At 71.6% G+C, this 19,831-nt stretch carries 14 protein-coding genes; 1 reads left to right on the forward strand and 13 read right to left on the reverse strand.

The window, feature by feature from the left end; all coding sequences use genetic code 11:
* The 4 genes from V7S47_RS15620 to V7S47_RS15635 form a co-directional block, all read right to left on the reverse strand.
* On the reverse strand, positions 1–2,805 hold a 2,805-nt coding region (locus V7S47_RS15620; protein WP_336562430.1), incomplete at its 3' end, for an RCC1 domain-containing protein.
* Between the two features lie 457 nt (positions 2,806–3,262).
* Positions 3,263–4,642, reverse strand: coding sequence for a sensor histidine kinase (locus tag V7S47_RS15625; protein ID WP_336562431.1), 1,380 nt, complete (start codon positions 4,640–4,642; stop codon positions 3,263–3,265).
* A 330-nt stretch (positions 4,643–4,972) separates the two neighbouring features.
* Positions 4,973–5,431 carry a GAF domain-containing protein gene (locus tag V7S47_RS15630; RefSeq protein WP_336562432.1) on the reverse strand — a complete coding sequence of 153 codons (459 nt, stop codon included), beginning with the start codon at positions 5,429–5,431 and terminating at the stop codon, positions 4,973–4,975.
* A gap of 102 nt (positions 5,432–5,533) precedes the next feature.
* Positions 5,534–7,639 carry a glycogen debranching N-terminal domain-containing protein gene (locus V7S47_RS15635; RefSeq protein ID WP_336562433.1) on the reverse strand — a complete coding sequence of 702 codons (2,106 nt, stop codon included), beginning with the start codon at positions 7,637–7,639 and terminating at the stop codon, positions 5,534–5,536.
* Positions 7,640–7,798: 159 nt separating this feature from the next.
* Here V7S47_RS15635 and V7S47_RS15640 point away from each other — a divergent pair, with 159 nt between their 5' ends.
* On the forward strand, positions 7,799–8,800 hold the full coding sequence (locus V7S47_RS15640; protein ID WP_336562434.1) for a hypothetical protein: 1,002 nt from the start codon (positions 7,799–7,801) through the stop codon (positions 8,798–8,800).
* A 28-nt stretch (positions 8,801–8,828) separates the two neighbouring features.
* Here the strand turns inward: V7S47_RS15640 and V7S47_RS15645 are convergent, their stop codons facing one another.
* The 9 genes from V7S47_RS15645 to V7S47_RS15685 form a co-directional block, all read right to left on the reverse strand.
* Entirely contained in the window at positions 8,829–10,049 is a 1,221-nt protein-coding gene (locus V7S47_RS15645) for a PP2C family protein-serine/threonine phosphatase (RefSeq protein ID WP_336562435.1), read from the reverse strand.
* Between the two features lie 298 nt (positions 10,050–10,347).
* Positions 10,348–12,036, reverse strand: coding sequence for a flavin-containing monooxygenase (locus V7S47_RS15650; RefSeq protein ID WP_336562436.1), 1,689 nt, complete (start codon positions 12,034–12,036; stop codon positions 10,348–10,350).
* 75 nt (positions 12,037–12,111) lie between these two features.
* Positions 12,112–12,996 carry an LLM class F420-dependent oxidoreductase gene (locus V7S47_RS15655; RefSeq protein ID WP_336562437.1) on the reverse strand — a complete coding sequence of 295 codons (885 nt, stop codon included), beginning with the start codon at positions 12,994–12,996 and terminating at the stop codon, positions 12,112–12,114.
* Positions 12,993–14,567, reverse strand: a complete 1,575-nt coding sequence (locus V7S47_RS15660; protein ID WP_336562438.1) for a class I adenylate-forming enzyme family protein — start codon at positions 14,565–14,567, stop codon at positions 12,993–12,995. Before V7S47_RS15660 ends, V7S47_RS15655 begins: the two co-directional genes overlap by 4 nt.
* Positions 14,564–15,538, reverse strand: a complete 975-nt coding sequence (locus V7S47_RS15665; RefSeq protein ID WP_336562439.1) for an amidohydrolase family protein — start codon at positions 15,536–15,538, stop codon at positions 14,564–14,566. The genes V7S47_RS15660 and V7S47_RS15665 overlap by 4 nt, the downstream gene beginning before the upstream one ends.
* Positions 15,535–16,719: a thiolase family protein gene (locus V7S47_RS15670; protein WP_336562440.1), complete on the reverse strand. Its 1,185-nt coding sequence runs from the start codon at positions 16,717–16,719 to the stop codon at positions 15,535–15,537. Before V7S47_RS15670 ends, V7S47_RS15665 begins: the two co-directional genes overlap by 4 nt.
* A gap of 25 nt (positions 16,720–16,744) precedes the next feature.
* Complete coding sequence (locus V7S47_RS15675; protein WP_336562441.1) at positions 16,745–17,551, reverse strand: SDR family NAD(P)-dependent oxidoreductase; 807 nt, start codon at positions 17,549–17,551, stop codon at positions 16,745–16,747.
* 10 nt (positions 17,552–17,561) lie between these two features.
* On the reverse strand, positions 17,562–18,734 hold the full coding sequence (locus tag V7S47_RS15680) for an acyl-CoA dehydrogenase family protein (RefSeq protein ID WP_090860891.1): 1,173 nt from the start codon (positions 18,732–18,734) through the stop codon (positions 17,562–17,564).
* 121 nt (positions 18,735–18,855) lie between these two features.
* On the reverse strand, positions 18,856–19,830 hold the full coding sequence (locus V7S47_RS15685) for a nuclear transport factor 2 family protein (protein WP_336562442.1): 975 nt from the start codon (positions 19,828–19,830) through the stop codon (positions 18,856–18,858).
* Between the last annotated feature and the right edge of the window lies 1 nt (position 19,831).

The raw sequence follows: 19,831 nt of genomic DNA on the forward strand, positions 1-19,831 counted from the left end.
GTCGGTGATCTCGACGCCCTCGGCGTACCAGACGTAGGAGTAGCTGTCCGGCGACGGCGCGGCGTCCCCGACGCCCGCGAACAGCGTCCGCCCGACCGTCGGCGTACCGGTGATGGTCGCGGTGGGGCCGGTCGTGAAAGTGGCCTGCGCGACGGGCCCGGCCGGGTCGGAGAGGTCGGAGGCGTCGGTGTAGCCGTCGCGGTGCGCGGTGATAGCGACGGTGATGAGAGCACCGACCGTGTCGGGGGTCAGGGTGAGTGTGCGGCCGGTGGCCCCGGTGATCTCGGTGTCGTCGGCGGACCACTGGTAGGTGAAGGAGTCCGCCGTGGGGCTCGTGGAGCTGGTCTGGGTCGGGCCGGGGGACGCGGTCAGAGTGCCCCCCACGACCGGCGTACCGGCGATGGTCGCGGCCGGGCCGGTGGTGAAGGTGCCGGCGGCGACGGGGCCGACGCCCGAGGAGGTGTCGGTGGCGGTGGCGTGTCCGGTCTTGGCTGCAGTGACGGTCACGGTGATGGTCTGTCCGCGCTGGGCGGCGGTGGGGGTGTAGAGGGAGCTGGTGGCGCCGGGTACGGCGACGTCGTCGGCGTACCACTGGAATCCGTAGGTGGCGGTGGCGTTGTAGGTGCCGCGCTGTGCGGACAGCTGGGTGCCCACCTGGGGGGTGCCGGTGATGGTGGGTTCCTGATCGGCGATGACAGCGGCGGTGAGGGCCACCGAATGCGCCCCTCCGACGGCGAGGGCTGTGTTCGGCTGGCCGGTGAGGGACGCGGGAACCACGCGCTGGTCGCTGCCGTTGGACCCCCAGGCGACCACCTCCCGGTCATCAGTGAGCGCCAGGGAGTGGTCCGCGCCGGCACCGGAAGCGATGGCGACCACGGTCCGCCCCGACAGGGACGACGGAACGGTCGCCTGTCCCTGGGCGTTGCCGCCCCAGGCCACCACCTGCCCCACGGAGGTCAGCGCCAACGAGTGGGGCGTGCCCGCGGCGATCGCGATCACCGTCTGCGAGGTCAGCGCCACCGGCACGGTGGACTGGAGGTCGCCGTCGGCACCCCACGCGACGACCCGACCGTCGCTGGTCAGGGCGAGGCTGTGGTTGGACCCGGCGGCGATCGCGACCACGGGAACGCCGGACAGGGCTGCGGGGATCGACGTCTGTCCTTGGGTGTTGCTGCCCCAGCCGATGACCTGACCGTCGGAGGTCAACGCCAGCGAGTGGCTGTTCCCGGCCGCGATCGCGATCACGGCCCGGGCGTCGAGCTCGGGCGGGATCGTCGTCTGGCCGCCGGAGTTGTTCCCCCACGCCAGGACGCGTCCCGCGGAGGTCAGGGCGAGGTTGTGGTTGGTCCCGGCGGCGATCGCGGTCACGTTCACGGTGGTCAACGCTGCCGGGACGGTGCCCTGGACCCCGCTGCCCCAGGCCGCGACCTTCGCGTCCGCCGTCAGGGCCACCGAGTGGTTGAACCCCGCTGCGATCGCCGTCACACTCCTGCGGGCCAGTGAGGCCGGCACGGTGCTCTCCGCGGCGAAGTTGCTCCCCCACGCGGTGACGCGTCCACCCGCGACCACCCGCGCGGTGGCGGCCGAAGTGGTGACCGTGTCGGCGTATCCGGCCTTCTTCGCGGTGACGGTGACGGTGATCGTCTTGTCGATGTCGCTGCTCGAGGGCCGGTAGGTGGCGGTGTTGGTGCCGACTGCGACGCTGTCGGCCTTCCAGACGTAGGCGAGGCTATCCGGGTCTGCGTTGTAACGGCCGGCGATCGCGGTCAGCGCACCACCGACTCGGGCTACCCCGGAGATCAGTGGTGCCGCGTTTGCTCGCAGATCCGCGGTGATCGCCAGGGCGTGGTAGGCGCCGGCCGCGAGGGCGGTGACCTTCTTCGACGACAGCGACGCCGGGGAGGTGCTCTGGTCGTAGGTGTTGTCGCCCCAGCTAGTGACCTGACCATCTGAGGTCGCAGCGACGGTGTAGTCGTAGCCGCCGGCGGCCGCAATCACGGTCTTGCCGGCGAGCGGCGCGGGCACGGTGCTCTGCCCGGAGTCGTCGCTACCCCACACGATGAGCTGGCCATCGGAAGTGATCGCCATCGAGTGGTAGGCACCGGCGGCAATGGTCGTGACCGTCTTGCCCGCCAGCGACGCCGGAACGGTCGACTGCCCGTAGAAGTCGTTGCCCCACGCGGTCACGTGCCCGTCGGAGGTCAACGCCAGAGAGTGGTAGAGCCCGCCTGCGATCGCGGTCACCGTCTTGCCCGTCAGGGAGGCCGGCACATCGATCTGCCCGTGGTTGTCGTAGCCCCAGGCTGTCACCCGACCATCCGTGCTCAGCGCCAGGGAGTGGTAGGAGCCGGCAGCGATCGCCGTCGAGGTGCCGGAGCTCACCGACGATGGGACGGTGGTCTGCCCGAAATCGTTCTGCCCCCAGGCAGTGACCTGACCGTCCGAGGTCAGAGCCACCGAGTGGTACGCGCCGGTCGCAATCGCCGAGACCGTCTTGTCGTTCAGCGAGCCCGGCGCCGTGGCCTGACCCTCAACATCGCGTCCCCAACCGGTGATCCGCCCATCTGAGGTCAACGCCAACGAGTGGAACGCCCCTGCTGCTACCGCGGTCACCGCCTTGCCTGCGAGAGACGTAGGCACCGCCCTCTGGCCAGAGTCGTTGTCTCCCCAGGCAGTGACCTGACCCGCCGAATCGGCCGGCACCGGCACCCCCACCGACGCCGCCTCAGCGGGAGTGAGAAGCCCGATGAAGGTCGTTGACGATGCACCGACCAGCAGCGCCACCACCGCCGACAGCGAGGCCATCAGGGTCCTGCTCAGGTGGATCTGCTTTGCAGACCTTGCGAAGTGCCGTCCCTGAGCCATCGGACCGACAAGATCAACCCGGTCACGCATCACGCACTGCCCCATCTGCAAGAAGATCCACCCGGGGAGTGACCCAGGCAGCTTGAGACCGCGGACAAGCAAACGCAACCGCCTAAGACCCGAGATCAACACCACGCTAACGCCCTCAGGGCTCCGCTGTTCGAAGAACCGGAGAGCTCAGCCGACTCACCGAGCCGGCACGTCCGGCTGGCGGAGGAGAGATGGGCGGCGTCGAGCACATTCGGGGCTCCGCGCCTTTGCCGCGATCTCGCCACGACGGCGCAGCGCAACGACCCCCGGACACCTGCCGCGCAACACCCTCGACCGCTGCCGGTCGCCACCGACGGTCGGCAACCCTCTGCTGTGGTCGCCCGATCACCCGGCGCGGGGCCCGGGACTAGGCGGCCGGGAGCAGGACCCGGAAGGTGCTTCCCTGGCCCATCTTCGAGTCCACCGTGATGTGACCGCCGTGACGCCTCACGATGCGGCGCACGATGGCCAGGCCGAGGCCGGTACCCGGCTGGGCCACCGCGACCGGGTTCGAGGAGCGAAAGAACTCCGTGAAGAGCTGCTGCTGGTCGTGGGCCGAGATGCCGTAGCCGTTGTCGCTCACGACCAGCTCCACCTCCGTGACGTCGCTTGCCCGCGCGATCGCGCGGTCGGTGCTCGGGCCATAGTTCCCAGACCCTCCCTCCGAGTGTCGGTTGAGCGCGATGGCGATGTGGCCGTGTTCGGGGGTGTACTTCAGTGCGTTGCTGACCAGGTTGGAGACGACGCGGTCGAGCTCGGCCGGGTCGCCGTTGGCGAGCACCTGCCCGTCGAGGGTGTCAGCGACGTTCGAGATCGTCACCGTCTGCTGGCGACGCTCTGCCTCGACCGCGGTGAGGTCGACGACGTCGCGGACGATGGCGGCCAGGTCCACCGGGCGTCCGATGATCGGGGTCTCCGGGTCGCCGACCTTGGCCAGGAGCAGGAGGTCGTCGACGACCCGGCCCAGCCGTCGCGCGCCTCGATGCATCGCGACGATCGATCGACGTGCGGGTCCGGGGATCTCGTCGGCGGACTCGAGGATCTCGAGATGGCCCAGCACCGAGGTCAGAGGGTTCTTCAGCTCGTGCGAGACGGTGGCGATGAGCTGGCTCTTGTAGGTGTCCAGCGCCCGGAGCTCCTCGACCAACCGGTGCTCGCGCTCGTAGGCACGCACGTTGAGGATCGCTGCCCCCAGATCTCGACCCACGTCGAGCGCGGCGGCCGCCTCCGCCTCGGTCCACCGGGGGGCGTCTGCGGTCCTGGTCAGCACCAGGTTGCCGAGGCATTCGTGACCGGCACCCAGGGGGACGAAGAGAATCGAGTCGACCTCCAGCTCGGCGAGCAGGCGGGCGATGTCGCGGGACTCCGCTGGCGTGAGCAGCGGGGAGCCCCCGTTGGCGCCGAGGACGAGGGTCTGCTGCTCCGCCCACAGCGCGTGGGCCGCGTTGTAGGCGATGGCGTGGACGGTCTCGCTGAACTCGAGCGGCCGCCCGTCGTCGGAGTAGAGGGCCGCCTTGCCCAGGCCATCCTCGTCGAAGGTCTGGAGCCACAGCCCCAGGGCGCGGAAACCCTCGAGCAGCACCGACCGGGACTCCGCCAGGACGTGGTCGAGCGACCGCTGACCCGAGGCTCGCCGGACCACTCGGCGGGCAGCTTCGGCGAGCCGCACCTGGGCCAGGAGCTGGTCGCGCTCGTCCAGCAGGGTCGGCAGGCTCGGGTCGGGCGGGAAGTGGGGTTGCAGGTCCATCTCATCCGATTCAGTGGTGGGGAGGGCTCCGGTTCGCGAGAGCACCTCGGGAGCAGGACGGGGAGGGAGGTTCGGACGGAGGGTGCGGGGCATCTGCTCAGCGCACGGCTCCATCACCCGGGGCGGCGAGGACTCCCGACGTCGACCACCCCTGTCGGCGGGAGCGCTCTCGTACGCCATCGCTTCCCGAGCGTCCTGCGGATCATCCTCAGCTCGATCGAGTGACGAAGGGTCCGCGACTCGTCGATGAGCCTGATGGCCGAACCGTGCAGCTCGTCGACCTCGGCCGACAGGTCGCTGCTCGTGGGTCGGAGTCGTCGAGCACCCACCTCAGAAGTCCACCTTCGGCACTCGGACATCGAGCTCGGCGGAGCAGCACGCAGCCAGGTCGCGCATCATCAGGATCTCGGCCGAGGTCCACTCCCGGGGCTCGGTGTCGGGCGCGTACGACGAGCCCACGACCGCCCCGAACCCGTCCACGAGCGGCCAGCCCGGGTAGGCGATCACGTCCATGTCGCGGATTGCCCCGTGCGACCGCAGCTCAGGGACCTCGCGGGCGTCGTCGACGGTCAGCGTCCGACCGTCCTCGACGACGCGCTGGCAGAACGAGTGCGTCAGGGGGCCGGAACCCGTCGTGCAGGAGGGCTCGGGCAACCGATCGGCGGCACCCAGGACGACTTGGCACGTCGGATCCGGGACGGTGACGAGGGCGACCGGCACCCCGTCCGTGTGTCGGACCATCCGCGAGTACCGGTCGACGGGACTCTCGAGGTCCGGTAGGTCAGTCATCCACCCATTCCCTCACGCCCGTCCGTGGAGAATCCGCAACATCCCGTGAAGTTTCATTCAAGTTTCAACTGAATTGTCCGTCGTGCTGGCCCGATCTTCCCGTCACTCCTCCTGGAGGCGCGGCAGGACGGTCAGGACCATGCCGATGTAGGTGCGGAACTCGGCCATGAAGGCACGGAGGAACGCCTCGGTGGAGTCGTCGGTGACCTCGCCGTCGGCCCGGAAGACGTCGGCGGAGTACTGGATGTAAGCCTCGGGCGAGGTCATCTGGCGGGCGTTGCAGAAGCTGAGCACGCCGCGCAGGCTCTGTTGACCCAGGGCGGTGCCGATCTGGCCGATGGAGGCTCCGATCACCGCGGCCGGGATGTGGTCGAAGGAGTTCTGTCCCCAGGGTCGTGACGCCCAGTCGATCGCGTTCTTCAGGGCCCCGGGGATCGAGCGGTTGTACTCAGGGGTCACGAACAGCACCGCGTCGACCGCAGCGATCGTTGCCTTCAGCGCTCGTGCCTCGGACGGGTAGAGCGGGTCGTAGGCCCCCATCTCGCTGCTCAACGTGCGCACGCCCCAGCCGCTGAACATCGCCGGCGAGAGGAGGTGCTCGGCGACCGCCGGGGCCAGGTCGTCGTCGACGATGCCGCTCCACAGGCAGTGGCCCATGTTCGACGCGCAGGCGTCGACCGGGCGACCGTCGCGATCGAGCGCGAGCGCGAACCAGCCGCGGTCGGGAAGCCAGAACCGCTCGCTGAACGCCCGCTTGAGGGCATCGGCACGGTCGTCCCACGCCTGGCCCGTCTTTCCGTCCTCGACCAGTCGCGCCAGCTCGGCCCGTGTGCGGTAGGCGTCGTACACGTAGCCCTGCACCTCGCACAGCGCGATGGGTGTCTCCGCGGGGCGCCCGTCGGCGAAGGTGATGCCGTCCCAGGAGTCCTTCCAGCCCTGGTTCTCCAGACCCCGGTCGGTGGCGCGGCGGTAGTCGACGAACCCGTCGCCGTCCCGGTCCCCGTGGGACCGGATCCACTCCAGGGCCCGGTCGGCGTGCGGCAGGAGCGCGGCGATCTCCTCCGGCGGGGCGCCCCACCGGGCCAGCTCGCCCAGCACCACGACGAACAGGGGCGTCGCGTCGACCGTCCCGTAGTAGACACTGCCCCCGCCCAGGGACAGACCGGACTCCACGCCCAGTCGGACCTCGTGCAGGATCCGCCCCGGCTCCTCCTCGGTGAGCGGGTCGGTGACCCGGCCCTGGTGCCGGGCCAGGGTCCGCAGCGTGCCCGACGCCAGGCCGCGGTCGACCGGCAGCGCCATGTAGGCGGTGAGCAGCGAGTCGCGGCCGAACAGGGCCATGAACCACGGGGCACCGGCGGCGACCGCGACGAGCGAGGGGTCGTGGGGGTCGAAGATGCGCAGTGCCCCGAGGTCCTGCTGGCTGCGCCTCAGGACCCGTTGCAGTCCCTCGTGTCCGGTCGTCGCGATCGGCGTGGACTCCTGCCACCGCTGGAGACGCTGCGCGGGGACCGAGTCGTCCGGTGCACGCTCGAGCGGGAAGAAAGGCTCCACCTCCTCCCCTTCCACGATCGGCTGCACGAGGATCGAGGTGGTCCACCGACCGCGAGCGGGTACGACGACGTCGTAGCGGATGGTCCCGGCGCTATGGACGCCGCACGAGGCCCCGTCGGCGGAACCGCCTGGAGCCAGGACGACCACCCCGCGGTGGCTGGAACGCCAGCGCTGGTCGAGCACCAGCCGCTCGCCCTGGCCGCGGGCCTGTCGACCACCCGGTGCCCGGACCTCGCCGGCCTTCACCTCGAACAGGTCGGCGAAGTCGGCCTCGATCGTGATCGTGACCGTGACCGCAGCCGGCTCGCCGGCCGCGTTGCGGACGGTCACCTCCTCCCGAAGTCCGTTGCCCACCCGTCGATCGCGCTGGACCAGCAGGTTGGTGTCGGTGCGGCCCGACCGACGAGGCAGGCGAGCGACGAAGATCCCGCGATAGGCCTCGGGCGCCATGGCGACCAGCGGCTCGGGTGTCCGCCCGTCGACCTGCAGATCCCACCGCGACAGGATGCGGGTGTCGCGGAAGAACACGCCGTACGGCTCGACCCCACCCAGGTCGCCGTCCGGACCGCAGAGGCAGAACGACGACCCCTCGACCAGGGTCACCGCACCCCCACTGCTCCTGGCCGGCTCCGACTCGGGTGTCCACGCGCTCATGCTCGTCGTCCTCTGGTCGTTAGCCGACGCCCGGACCGCTCGCGGGGCGGGAACGTCCCGGCGACGCACTGGCGCCCCACGCTGCCCGCCGGGGATGCCCCGGCACAATCGGCCGTGCTGCCGATGGTGGTGACCCGATCGAAGACGGTGTCATGCCTCATGCAGAGGATCCAGATCGGTCTCGTGGCGGACCCGGCCGCGCCGACCGCGATCGCCCGCCGGATGTCCGATCTAGGCCCTGGCGAGAAGGGCGCCTCGTGGGACATCGCTGTGGTCAGCGAGCCGTTCACCACCGGTTCCGAGGACGTCGGGACGGCCGTGTCCCGCTTGCAGGACCGAGCCCGGGAGCACGACTGGGACCTCGTCGTCGGCCTGACCGAGCTGCCCCTCCACGACCACGAGGGTCGGCACCTGCTCGTCCAGACCGATCGGGAGCAGCGGACGGCCGTGCTGTCGCTGCCGGCCCTGGGCGGGTTCCGGATGCACGCCCGCTCGCGGCGAGCCGTGCGCTCGCTGATCCGAGCGATGGCGGAGCCCGGCCCGGAGGAGGGCGAGCACCGGGTGGTCCTGCCCCAGCTGCGGGGCCGGTGGCGCCTGCTCCTCGGCATGGTCCTCGCCAACCGCCCCTGGATGCTGGTTCCCGGACTGAAGTCGGCGCTGGTGGCCGCGCTGGCGACCGGCGCCGTCGCCACGGTCAACTCGACGGTCTGGCTGCTGGCCGGATCGCTGTCGTGGTGGCGACTCGTCGTGGCGACGGTCGCCTCGATCGCCCTGGTCGTGGCCTGGCTCGTGATCGACGGGGAGCTGTGGGACCGTCCCGACGACCCGTCTGCCCAGGCACGCGAGAGATCCCGCCTCTACAACGCCTCGACGCTGCTGACCCTGACCGCCGGGGTGCTCATCTGCTACGTCGCCCTCTACGTCGTGAACCTGGTCTGGGCGTTCTTCGTCCTCGATCCCGACCTCATGGGGGGCTACCTCAACTCCTCGCTGGGCTACCCGGACCTGTTCGTCCTGGCCTGGTTCGTGGCGTCGGCGGCCACCGTCGGCGGTGGTCTCGGCTCCGGCCTCGAGACCGACGAGGCGATCCGTGCCGCGGCGTACTCCAAGCGAGAGGAGGACCGACGCGACCGCCTGGCCCGCGACGAGCACGCCGAGTGACGCCACATCGAGGCAGCTCTTGGCGTCCTCAGCCGGGCGGGCCCCCGTCGAGCTGAGCCACCAGGATGGCGACGTCGTCCTCGACCCCGCCGTCGCCGATGACCGCCGACAACGCTCTGATGCAGCGCAGCTCGGGGTCTGCCGGCTGGTCGAGCGCGGTCAGGAGGTCGACGGTGTTACGGGCGATCGCATCGGCCGCGCTGAGGGCCCGTGTCGGTCGACGCTCGACCAGGCCGTCGGTGTAGAGGCACAGGAAGCCGCCCGGAGGCACGGAGACCGTCGTACTGCGCCGAACGGTGTCGGGACGGAAGCCGAGCAGCGGACTCTGGGGCAGCTCGGCGGCGACGGTCCTCCCGTCGGCCGCACCGACGAGGGGCGGGAAGTGGCCGGCCGAGCTGAAGCTCCACTCGGTGAAGGGAGGCCGCGAGACCCCGAGGACCACGGTCCCGAGCACGTCGGGCTCGAAGTGGCAGATCATGCGGTCCAGTCGGGCGAGCACCTCGGCCGGGTCCTCGTGATCCAGCGCGTAGGCCCGCAGCGCGCCGCGCAGCCGGCCCATCCGGATCGCCGCCTGCAGGCCGTGGCCCGCGACGTCGCCCATCACCAGGCCCAGTCGGTCACCGGGGAGCTCGAACACGTCGTACCAGTCGCCCCCGAGGTCACCGTCGGCCGGCAGGTAGCGAGCCGCGATGCTGAGCCCCGGCGGCGCCACCACGGTGGTGGGCAGCAGGCTCCGCTGCAGGGCGAGTGCGGTGTCGTGGGCCTCGTCGGCGAACCGGTCGTGCAGGCTCCGGCCGACCTCGGCGGCGTGGCGGCTGAGCCGGGCCTTCTCCTCGTCGTCGCCGACGTGCTGCTGGTGGAACCCCACGTGCAGCACGCCGAGCAGCTCGCTGCCGTGCAGGACCGGGACTCCGAGCAGGGACTGCACGCCGTGGGCGAGCAGCACCGGGTTGACGACGGTGGAGCTGTCGACGTGGGACAGGGCGACGGGCTGCCGCGTCTGGGCGACCCGGCCGGCGAAGCCCCGCCCGACCGGTACGCGACGGGCCCGGTGCAGGGTCCGGTCCAACCCCGCCGTGGCGAGGGGCTCCAGGTGGGTCCGGGTGTCGTCGAGCGCCAGCAGGGTCGCGGTGTCCGCACCCATCGCCGAGCGGACCTGGTCCACGACGTCGCCGAGACCCCGCAGGACCTCGGCCCGGTCGGTGGTCGCGCCTGCTTCCCTGGCCGACCCGGCAGCGTCGCCGCTCACGGCACAGTCACCAGGTGGAGCCGTCCGATCCGCACTGTGCGTCCCATGCCAATCGCCTCCGATCGATGCCCGCGGTACCGACGTACTGAGATCCCGCAGTCTCGCACCCCGCAACGGCGAACCCGCGGGCGGTCCAAATCGGTCTGATCATCGATCCTGTGGCCGCTACGGGACGTTCAGTCAACACCGTTGACCGCTCGTCACTCTGAGACCAAGAAGGGCAGAAGTTCCTCGCCCCACCGTCTCGACGCCGCCGGTCCTCGGATCGGCGGCGTCGAGCGCGTTCCGGGGTGACCGCTCAGGCCCCCGTGGCGGCGTACCCGACGGGCAGGTCCGGACTCGGGGCGAGCCGGAAGCTCGGGTAGCCGTTCTCGATCTCCTGGGCGAGGCGCTTGCGGTAGCGCGGAGCACCGCCGAGATAGACCATGACGCGCGGCTTGTCCTCGCGGTCGAGGTTGATGTTGTGGCCGTTGAACCAGGACTTGGAATGGGCGAGGAGCAGCAGGCTGTTGATCTCGCGGACGTGCTCGACCCACTCGACCTCGGCCTCGCGGCGCGCCTCGAAGCGGCCGATGCCGTTGCGCTCGATCTGGCGGGCGGTCTCGGTCATCCAGTTCACGACGTCCTCGATCCCGCGGGGGAAGTTGGCCGTCGCGGCGCCCGACTGCGGGCCGACCAGGATGAAGAGGTTCGGGAAGCCGGACACCTGCACCCCGATGCAGGTCTCCGGCCCGTCCTTCCACTGCTCCTTCAGGCGGACCCCGTCGACCCCGACGAACTCGATCCGGTCGAAGGCGCCGGTGACCGCGTCGAAGCCGGTGGCGTAGACGATGACGTCCGCCTCGAGGTCCCGCGTCCCGCCCTCCTCCAGCAGGAGCCGGATCCCGCCCGGGGTGACCTCGTCGATCGGGTTGGCCATGATGTCCACGAGCTCGACGTTCGGCCGGTTGAAGACCTCGTAGAAGCCCGACTCCCCCGCGACCCGCTTGTTGCCGAAGCCGTGGTCCTTCGGGATGAGGATGTCGGCGACCGCCGGGTCCTGGACGCGCTCGCGGATCTTGCCGGCCACGAACTCCGACAGCTCCCGATTGGGCTCGATCTCCATCATCGTGTCGCGGTAGTTGCCCATCGACATCGCGGCCCCCTGACCGTTCGCGTAGAGGTCCTCCCAGTGCGCCCAGCGCTCCTCCCGGGTGACGTCCGTCGACAGCGTGCGGTCGGGGCGGTGGATGAAGCCGGCGGGCGTCTCGCGGCACCACGCGAAGATCTCGTCGTACGACGTCCGCAGCCGGGCCATCTCGTCGTCGGTGATCGGTCCGTTGCCGAGCGGCGCCGTCCAGTTGGCGTCCCGCTGCAGGACGGTCAGCTGCGCGACCTTGTCGGCGATGTCGGTGATCACCTGGACACCGCTCGCGCCGGTCCCGATGACGATCACCCGCTTGCCGGTCACGTCGAGCCCCTCCGGCCAGTCGAAGGTGTGCGTCTCCACGCCCCCGAAGCTGCCGACGCCCGCGACCCGCGGGTAGGTCGGGACCGAGAGCAGGCCCATCGCGCCGAGCACGAAGCGCGTGCGGATCTCGGTCCCGTCGGCGAGCTGCACCCGCCAGAACCAGCCGTCCTCGACCCACTCGGCGCGCACGACCCGCGCGTCGAAGGTGATGTGACGCTCCAGGTCGAAGCGCTCGGCGACGTGCTGGAGGTAGGACAGCGTCTCGCCCTGGGCGGCGAAGCGCTCCTTCCAGGTCCACTCGTCGAGGAGCTCGCGGGAGAAGGAGTACTGGTAGGTGTACGACTCCGAGTCGAACCGGCAGCCCGGATAGCGGTTGTTGAACCAGGTGCCCCCGAGACCGGCGTTGGCGTCGACCACCCGCACCGAGGCTCCGATCTCCAGCAGCTGGTGGAGCTGGTAGAGCCCGCACACCCCGGCGCCGATGATCAGGTAGTCGATCTCCGGACCCTCGGACGGGATCGGGTCGGTGCTGCCCATGTCGTTCTCCTAATTAATCAAGCGCTTGCTCTACTTTTGCCAGCGTACGTCACCGAGACGCCGCCGTCGAGCCGATCAGAGACCGAGGATCTCGGCGTACCGCCTCATGTCACGCTCGTAGTGGTCGTCGCCGATCCGGGGCGACACGACGACCTCGTCGATGCCGAGCCGCAGGGCCTCCTCGATGTAGGCCCGGTCGTCCTCCCAGTCCTGCTCGGTCGCACCCTTGCTGCGGCGGCCCACCTTCAGCGACAGCTCGGACATGCTGCGCCCGGCGGCCGCCATCATCGGCTCGAGCCGGCCGATGAAGACCTTGATGTCCTCGTGGGTCCGGCTGTAGCCGGCCCAGCCGTCGCCGAACGCGACGATCCGCTCCAGGCTGGCGCGGCTGTTGCCGCCGACGATGATCGGCAGCCGGGCCTGCGCGGGCTTCGGGAAGCAGTAGAGCGGCTCGAAGTCGACGAACTCCCCGCGGTACTCGCTGATCTCGTCCTCGGACCACAGCACACGCATCGCGGCGAGGTAGTCGTTCATCCGCTCGCCACGGCGCTCGAAGGGGACGTCGAGGGCGCCGTACTCCTCCTCGGACCAGCCGACTCCGACGCCGAACTCGAAGCGACCGCCGCTGAGCTGGTCGACGCTGGCGACCTGGCGCGCGGTGACGATCGGGTTGCGCTGCGGGACCACGAAGACGTACGTCCCGATCCGCAGCGTCGTCGTCGAGGCGGCGATCGCCCCCGCGAGCACGAGCGGGTCGTGCACGCCCAGGGTCTTGTGGACCTCCTGGGCCCCGCCCGACTCGTAGGGATACTGCGAGCGGTACTCCGGGAAGAACACGACGTGCTCGGGGAGCCAGACGCTGCGATAGCCGATCTCCTCGATCAGCTGCGCGGCCTCGGCCGACCAGCTGCCGCTGCGTCGACCGACGCCGGGGAAGAGCTCGCTGATGCCGAGCTTCATGCCGTCGCTCCTTCCGTGTCGTGGGCGCCCGCCGCGTCGGCGAGCTGCTCCTTCAGGACGTGCTTCATCACCTTCAGACCCGAGTTGCGGGGCAGCTGGTCGACGAAGAAGACGTGGACGGGCTTCTTGTAGCCGGCCAGCTGCCCCCGGGCGAAGGTCCGTACGGCGTCCTCGTCCAGCGTCGCGCCCGGCGCGACGACGACGGCCGCCGAGACCGCCTCGCCCCACCGGTCGTCGGGGAGCCCGAAGACCGCCGCCTCGCTGATCTCGTCCATGAGCAGCAGCACGCGCTCGACCTCGGCGGGGTAGACGTTCGCGCCGCCGCTGATGATCAGGTCCTGGGCGCGACCGGTGAGGTAGTAGTAGCCGGCCTCGTCGCGGTAGCCGAGGTCGCCGGTGAAGTACTCGTCGCCCCGCAGCGCGTGGGCGGTCTTCTCGGGCTGACCGTGGTAGCCGGAGAACATCGTGTCCGCCGAGATGACCAGCTCCCCCACCTCGCCGACCGGGAGGGTCGCGCCGGCGGCGTCGGCCACGCGCATCGACGACGTGGGCAGCGGCCGGCCGACCGACTCGAAGATGTTGCGAGCGGCGCCCTGGCCGCGCCAGTCACTGCGGTTGGTGATGGTGATCGGGCCGACGACCTCGGTCATGCCGTAGGTCTCGACCAGCCGGTCGCCGATCAGGTCGACCAGGTCCGAGGCCAGCTCGGGCGGCAGCGGCCCGCCGGAGTGCAGCACCGACTGCAGCGAGTCCAGCGCGGCCGGGTGCTCGCGCAGGGCCGCCATCAGGCCGGGGATCAGCGGGGTCAGGCCGAGGGTGAAGGTCGAGCGGTGCTCGGCCATGTGCCGGCCCCACTCGTCCGGGGTCGCGCCGGGGATGAAGGAGACCGTCCCCCCGGTGTAGAAGTGCGGGAAGATCACGCCCCACAGCCCCGAGACGAACGACCAGCCGCCCGGGAACGCCGCGTGCCCCTGGAGCGGCAGCCGGTAGGCGAACGGCACCAGCTTGATGCAGTTGACCACCGCACGGTGGCTGACCAGGACGCCCTTGGGAAAGCCGGTGGTGCCGCTCGTGTAGCCGATCAGCGCGGTGGCCTCGACGTCCGCCTCGATCGGCAGCGGCGAGGAGTCCGCGGCGTCCAGCGCGGCGTCGAAGGACTCCGCTCCCGCCGGTGGCGCGTCGTCGATCGCGAGCCAGGCCCGCAGCGCCCCGGCACCGGTCAGCTGGGCCGCCACCGGGGAGGCGCCGTCGGTGTGCACCAGGCCGGCGGCGCCGGAGTCGGTCAGGACGTAGTCGACCTCGGCGGCCGTCAGCCGGTCGTTCACGTGCACGGCGGTGTAGCCGCCGAGCGCGAGGCCGACGTACACCTCGAGCGACTCGACGCGGTTGCCGAGCATCGCGGCGACCGACGAGCCAGCCGGCAGCCCGCGGTCGCGCAGGGCGTGCGCCAACCGCCAGCCGCGGTCGATCACCTCGGCGAAGGTGCGCTCACGCCCCAGCGAGGCGATCGCGACGTTGTCGGGGAACCGGCGACCCGCCTTGGCGAAGAGGTCTCCGAGGGTCTCGCTCATGCGTGCTCCTTGAGGTCGAACAACCGAACCGCGTTGCCAGCAAGGAAGAGCCCGAGCTCCTCGTCCGAGAGGACCGCCGCGGAGCCGGCGTACGGCGCCGCGAGGTCTCGGACCATGCTGATCCACTGCACCAACTCGTCACCCGCGGGGTCGTGACGCGGACCGCGGATGATGTCGGAGCCGAAGACGAGTCGGTGCGCGCCCACCTGCTCGCGCATCCGCCGTACCCGGCGCCGGAACTCGTCGTAGTCCTGGAGGGCGACGCGCTGCCACAGCGACAGCTCCAGGTAGGCGTGCTGCCACCCGGTCGCGCAGTCGACCGCCTCCGACCACCAGCCCTCCAGACCGGCGTGGGCGTAGACCACGCGCAGCCCGGGGTACGACGCCGTCAGCGCCGCCACCTCCGCGGGCCGGCACCGGATCACCTGCAGCGGGTCGCCGCCGAGCGGGCTGGTGTGCACCACCGCCGGGAGGTCGCGGGCGAGCAGCTCCTCGAACAGCCACGCGTGGGCGGGGTCGCGCAGGTCCCAGCCCGCCGCCGGGTAGAGCTTCAGCCCCCGGCAGTGCGGATGGGCGACCGCGGCCTCGAACAGCGCACGGGCGTCGGGGTGGCGGGGGTCCAGGCCGGCGCAGAAGTACAGCCGGTCCTGGTGCTTGGTGGACAGCTCCTCGTAGCGGGCGTTCAGCTCCGCGATCGGGAGGTGGGTGCCGGTGGGCCGCCCGACGATCGTCCAGTCGACGACCGGAACCAGGCCGGCCGCGACCCCCGCCCGGTCGAACGCGGCGATCGTGAGCGCGGCGTCGGGGTCGCTCTGGCCGACCGCGACGTGGCCGAACACCTCGTTCGGGCAGCGCTCCGGCAGCCGTCGGCCCGCGCCCTGGCGGGCCCAGGCCTGGCGCAGGCCCTCGGGCAGCCAGCTCGCGTCCCACACGTGCATGTGGGCGTCGATCACCAGCTCGTCGGCCCTCACGGCGCCGCCAGCACGTGCACGCTCGAGGCCGCCGTCAGCCAGTCGACGACCCCGCCGCCGATCTGCACGAGCCCGGTCCGCGGCCCGTCGAGCTGGAGGTCACCGGCCTCGCCGCGCAGCTGGGCGACGACGTCATGCACCTGGGCCAGCCCGCTCGCCCCGAGCGCGTGCCCGCGCCCGACCAGGCCCCCGGAGCGGTTCACCGGCATGGCGCCTCCCGCCTCGGTGACGCCCTCCATCGCCCAGCGCTGCTCGTCCCCGGGCGCGCAGAGGCCGGTGTCGGTCCAGGCCATCAGCTCGTAGGCCACGGACGCGTCGTGGACCTCGGCGAGGTCCATGTCCTCGGGTCCCAGCCCCGCCTGCTCGTACGCCGCCTGCGCGCTCGCCGCGACCGCGTTCGGAGCGTCGGGCTGGTCGCGGGGCGGCCGGGTCGCCATCCGGGAGGCGAGGATCCGCACCGAGCGACCCGACGCGACCGCGTCCGGGCGGCTGGTGACGACGGCCGCCGCGGCGCCGTCGCTGATCGGGGAGCTCATCAGCACGGTCAGCGGGTCGACGACGACCCGGGCGTTGAGGACGTCCTCGGGGCTGCCGCCGAACCGGCGGTGCGCGAAGGGGTTGAGCCGGGCCGCCTCGAGCGACCGGGACGTGACCCGGGCCAGTCCCTCCATGGTCACGCCGCGCTCGTCGAAGAGCTTCCCGGCCAGCCGCGCCTGGCGGTCGACGAACGGGCTGCGCTCCTGGCCGGCCCCGTCGCCCGTGGCGAAGCGCTCCTCGACGTCCATGCCGGCGGCGTACGCGCTGAAGGTGCGCTGCCGATCCTCGTGGTTGGTCTTCTCGACCCCGAGCGCCAGCACCGTCTCGTGCAGGCCGGAGGCGACCATCAGCCAGGCCAGGTGCAGGGCGTTGCCGCCGGAGGCGCAGGCGTTCTCGACGTTGTGGATCGGGATGCCGGCCAGGCCGAGCGGGTAGCCCACGACCTCGCCGCGGATGCACTCCTGGCCGGTGATCAGGCCGGCGAGGGCGTTGGAGAAGACCATCGCCTGGACGTCGCCGACGCCGATGCCGGCGTCGGCCAGGGCCGCGTCGACCGCCACCCGTCCGAGGTCCTTCATCGATCGGTCGAGGAACTTGCCGAAGGGGCTCATCCCGACGCCGCTGACGACGACGTTGCTGTTCACACGCTGCTCCTGACTGGGCGGGACATCACGGCATCACCGGCGGGCTGGGCCAGGCGGCGCTGACGCCGCCGTCGACGACGAGGCTCTGGCCGGTCACGTAGCCGGCGTCGTCGCTGACCAGGAAGGCGACCACACCGGCGACCTCCTCCGGGCGCCCCTCACGACCCATCGGGACGACGGCACCCCGCGCCGCGCCGCCCTCGCCGAACTCGCGGCGGACCAGCGCCGAGTCGATGTTGCCCAGCACCACGGCGTTGGACCGGATCCCCCGGGCGGCGTAGCGGACCGCGACGTGGCGCATCACGGCGAGCTGGGCGGCCTTGGTCGCCTCGTAGGACAGCGACCGTCGGCTGCTCGACATCCCGGCCGTCGAGCCGACGAAGACCACGCTGCCGGCCTGCTGCTCCAGCATCGGGGTCAGCGCGGCCTGGGCGGTGAGCCAGTGGGAGCGGACGTTGACCGCGTCGGCCAGCGCCCAGTCCTCCAGGGACTGCACCTTCAGCGGCTCGCGGCCGGAGATCCCCACGTTGCAGACCACGATGTCGAGGCGGCCGCCGTACGCCACGGTGGCCTCGACGGCGCGCCGGCACGAGTCGGGGTCGGCGGCGTCCACCTCGACGGCCAGCCCCTCGCCGCCGGTCGCCCGGAGGTGGTCGACCGTGGCCTGCGCGCGCTCGGGGACCTTGTCCCCCACCACGACCAGCGCCCCCTCGGCCGCCAGCCGCAGCGCGATGGCGCGGCCGTTGCCCATCGGCAGCTCGTCGCCGGGGCGCGCCGGTCCGTCGCTGCCGCCGCCGAGGACGTAGGCCACCCGGCCCGAGAGTCGTGTCACGGCCGGCTCCTCAGTAGCTCCGCGGCAGGCCGAGCACCTGCTGCGCGATGAAGTTGAGGGACATCTCCTGGCTGATCGGCGCCAGCCGCATGATCCGGGCCTCGCGCCAGTAGCGCTCGACGTGGTACTCGGTGGCGTAGCCGAGGCCGCCGTGGGCCTGGACGGCGCGGTCGGCGGCGTCGTAGCCGGCCTCGGCGGCGAGGTACTTCGCGATGTTGGCCTCGGCCCCGCAGGACAGCCCGGCGTCGTAGCGCTGGGCGGCGACGAGGGTCAGCTCCCACGCCGCTTCGAGTCGGGCGTAGGCGTCGGCGAGCGGGTGGCTGATCGCCTGGTTGCTGCCGATCGGGCGGTCGAAGACGCGCCGCACCTTGGCGTAGTCGGTGGCCCGGCGCAGCGCGGCCTGGCCGATGCCGGTGGCCTCGGCGGCGATGAGGATCCGCTCGGGGTTGAGGCCGGCGAGGATGTGCTTGAAGCCCTGGCCCTCCTCGCCCACCAGCCGCCAGCCCTCGACCGGCAGGTCGTCGTAGAAGGTCTCGCAGGTGGCGACCGCGTTGCGGCCGGCCTTGGCGATCGGCCGGATGTCGACGTGGTCGGGGTCGAGATCGATGAGGAACAGGCTCAGCCCGTCGAAGCGGCGGCGCTCGTCGTCCGTCGGCGCCGGCGAGGTGCGGGCCAGCATCAGGGCCATCGAGGACTCGATCGCCTTGCTCGTCCAGATCTTCTGACCCGAGATCCGCCAGCCGTCGCCATCGCGGACCGCCTTGGTCTTGATCCGCGAGGTGTCGGTCCCGGCGTCGGGCTCGGTGACGGCGAAGGCGACGTGCAACTCCCCCGCCGCCGCCGGCGGCAGGAAGGTGTCCTTGAGCCGCTCGTTGCCGTACTTGATGACCGGCTGGAGGCCGAAGACGTTCATGTGCAGGGCGGTGCAGCCGTTCATCGCCGCGCCGGACGCGGCGACCTCGCGCAGCAGGATCGCCGCCTCGGTGACGCCCCGCCCGCCCCCGCCGTACTGCTCCGGGATGGCGAGGCCGACCCAGCCCTCGTCCGCCATCACCTGGAAGAACTCCCAGGGGAAGCGGTGCTCGGTGTCGCACGCCGACCAGTAGGCGTCGTCGAACTCGGCCAGTCGGGCGCGGATCGCCTTGGCGATCAGCTCGTGGTCCGGGTCGCGCAGCTCAGGCATGGGCGGGTCGTCCTCCGGGTCGGTGCGGCGAGTGCAGCAGGTCACACTGTAAAGCAAGTGCTTGATTAGATGTCAAGCGCTTGCTTGCTTGACTCTTCGGCAGGACGCCGGGGCGAGCCGCTCAGCGGTCGATGCCGTAGACGTCGAACGCGTGCCGGGTGTCGCAGTACTCGCGCACCTCGGCGATCCGCAGCCCCCGGTCGGTGCCCTCGACGCGGAGCACGAAGGCGTAGCGGTTCTGGTAGGTGCGCCCGGAGCGGTGCACGCCGTGCCCGACCACCTCGGCCACGACCAGGCCGCTGCCGGGGTCGTCGTCCACGACCACCCGGTGGGCGACCAGGCGGAGGCCGTCCGGGTAGGTCTCGCGCAGGCGCCCGATCCGGACGGCGCGGTCGACGACCGGCACCCGACCCACGACGACCAGCTCGGCGTCGAGGTCGACCGGCGCCTCCGGACCGGCGGTCCGAACCCGGCCGCCGTCGGCCCACCAGGTGGCGTCCGGCGTGCACAGCCCCAGGAGCCGCGCGCCGTCGGCGTCGGCGAGGCAGGCGAGGAATCGATCGACGATCCCGTGGAGCCCGGTCCCCGGCGAGCGGTACGACGGCGCCCGCGGCTCGGCCCGCGAGCGGCGGTCGAGGTGGCGACCGTCGAACACCGCGGCGCTGTGCGCGGTGTCGAGGTACTCGCGCAGCCCGGTGGCGAGGCCCTCGCGCACCTGGACGACGAAGCAGTAGCGGTTGCGGTAGGGCCGCTCCCCCAGGAAGAGCCCGTCCCCCTCGACCTCCAGCACCGCCACGTCGCCCCCGGCGAAGGCGCGCCGCACGTGCTGGCGCACCCCGCCCGGGAACCGCTCCGGGACCGAGGCGAGCAGGTCGCACTTGGCCTGCGCGTCCATCAGCCCGTGCAGCGGCCAGGGCCGGTCCGGGCCGGGGTCCACGTCCTGGCACCCGGCCGCACGGTCCAGCCCGGTGTCGACCCACCAGGTCCCGCCCGGGGCGAACCAGCGACGTACGCCGTCGGCGTCGTTGGCGTCCAGCGCGGCCAGCAGGCCGTGCCCGACCGCCAGGGTCCCGGGCGTCCCAGCGGCGTCGGTCACC

It is taken from the genome of Nocardioides sp. CCNWLW216 (assembly GCF_037120545.1).
Taxonomy (GTDB): Bacteria; Actinomycetota; Actinomycetes; order Propionibacteriales; family Nocardioidaceae; genus Nocardioides; species Nocardioides lianchengensis.

Bases quoted from the DNA above. Each gene is read 5' to 3' on its own strand.
- V7S47_RS15625 (WP_336562431.1), bottom strand. From the start codon at position 4,642: ATGGACCTGCAACCCCACTTCCCGCCCGACCCGAGCCTGCCGACCCTG.
- V7S47_RS15630 (WP_336562432.1), bottom strand. From the start codon at position 5,431: ATGACTGACCTACCGGACCTCGAGAGTCCCGTCGACCGGTACTCGCGG.
- V7S47_RS15635 (WP_336562433.1), bottom strand. From the start codon at position 7,639: ATGAGCGCGTGGACACCCGAGTCGGAGCCGGCCAGGAGCAGTGGGGGT.
- V7S47_RS15640 (WP_336562434.1), top strand. From the start codon at position 7,799: ATGCAGAGGATCCAGATCGGTCTCGTGGCGGACCCGGCCGCGCCGACC.
- V7S47_RS15650 (WP_336562436.1), bottom strand. From the start codon at position 12,036: ATGGGCAGCACCGACCCGATCCCGTCCGAGGGTCCGGAGATCGACTAC.
- V7S47_RS15655 (WP_336562437.1), bottom strand. From the start codon at position 12,996: ATGAAGCTCGGCATCAGCGAGCTCTTCCCCGGCGTCGGTCGACGCAGC.
- V7S47_RS15660 (WP_336562438.1), bottom strand. From the start codon at position 14,567: ATGAGCGAGACCCTCGGAGACCTCTTCGCCAAGGCGGGTCGCCGGTTC.
- V7S47_RS15680 (WP_090860891.1), bottom strand. From the start codon at position 18,734: ATGCCTGAGCTGCGCGACCCGGACCACGAGCTGATCGCCAAGGCGATC.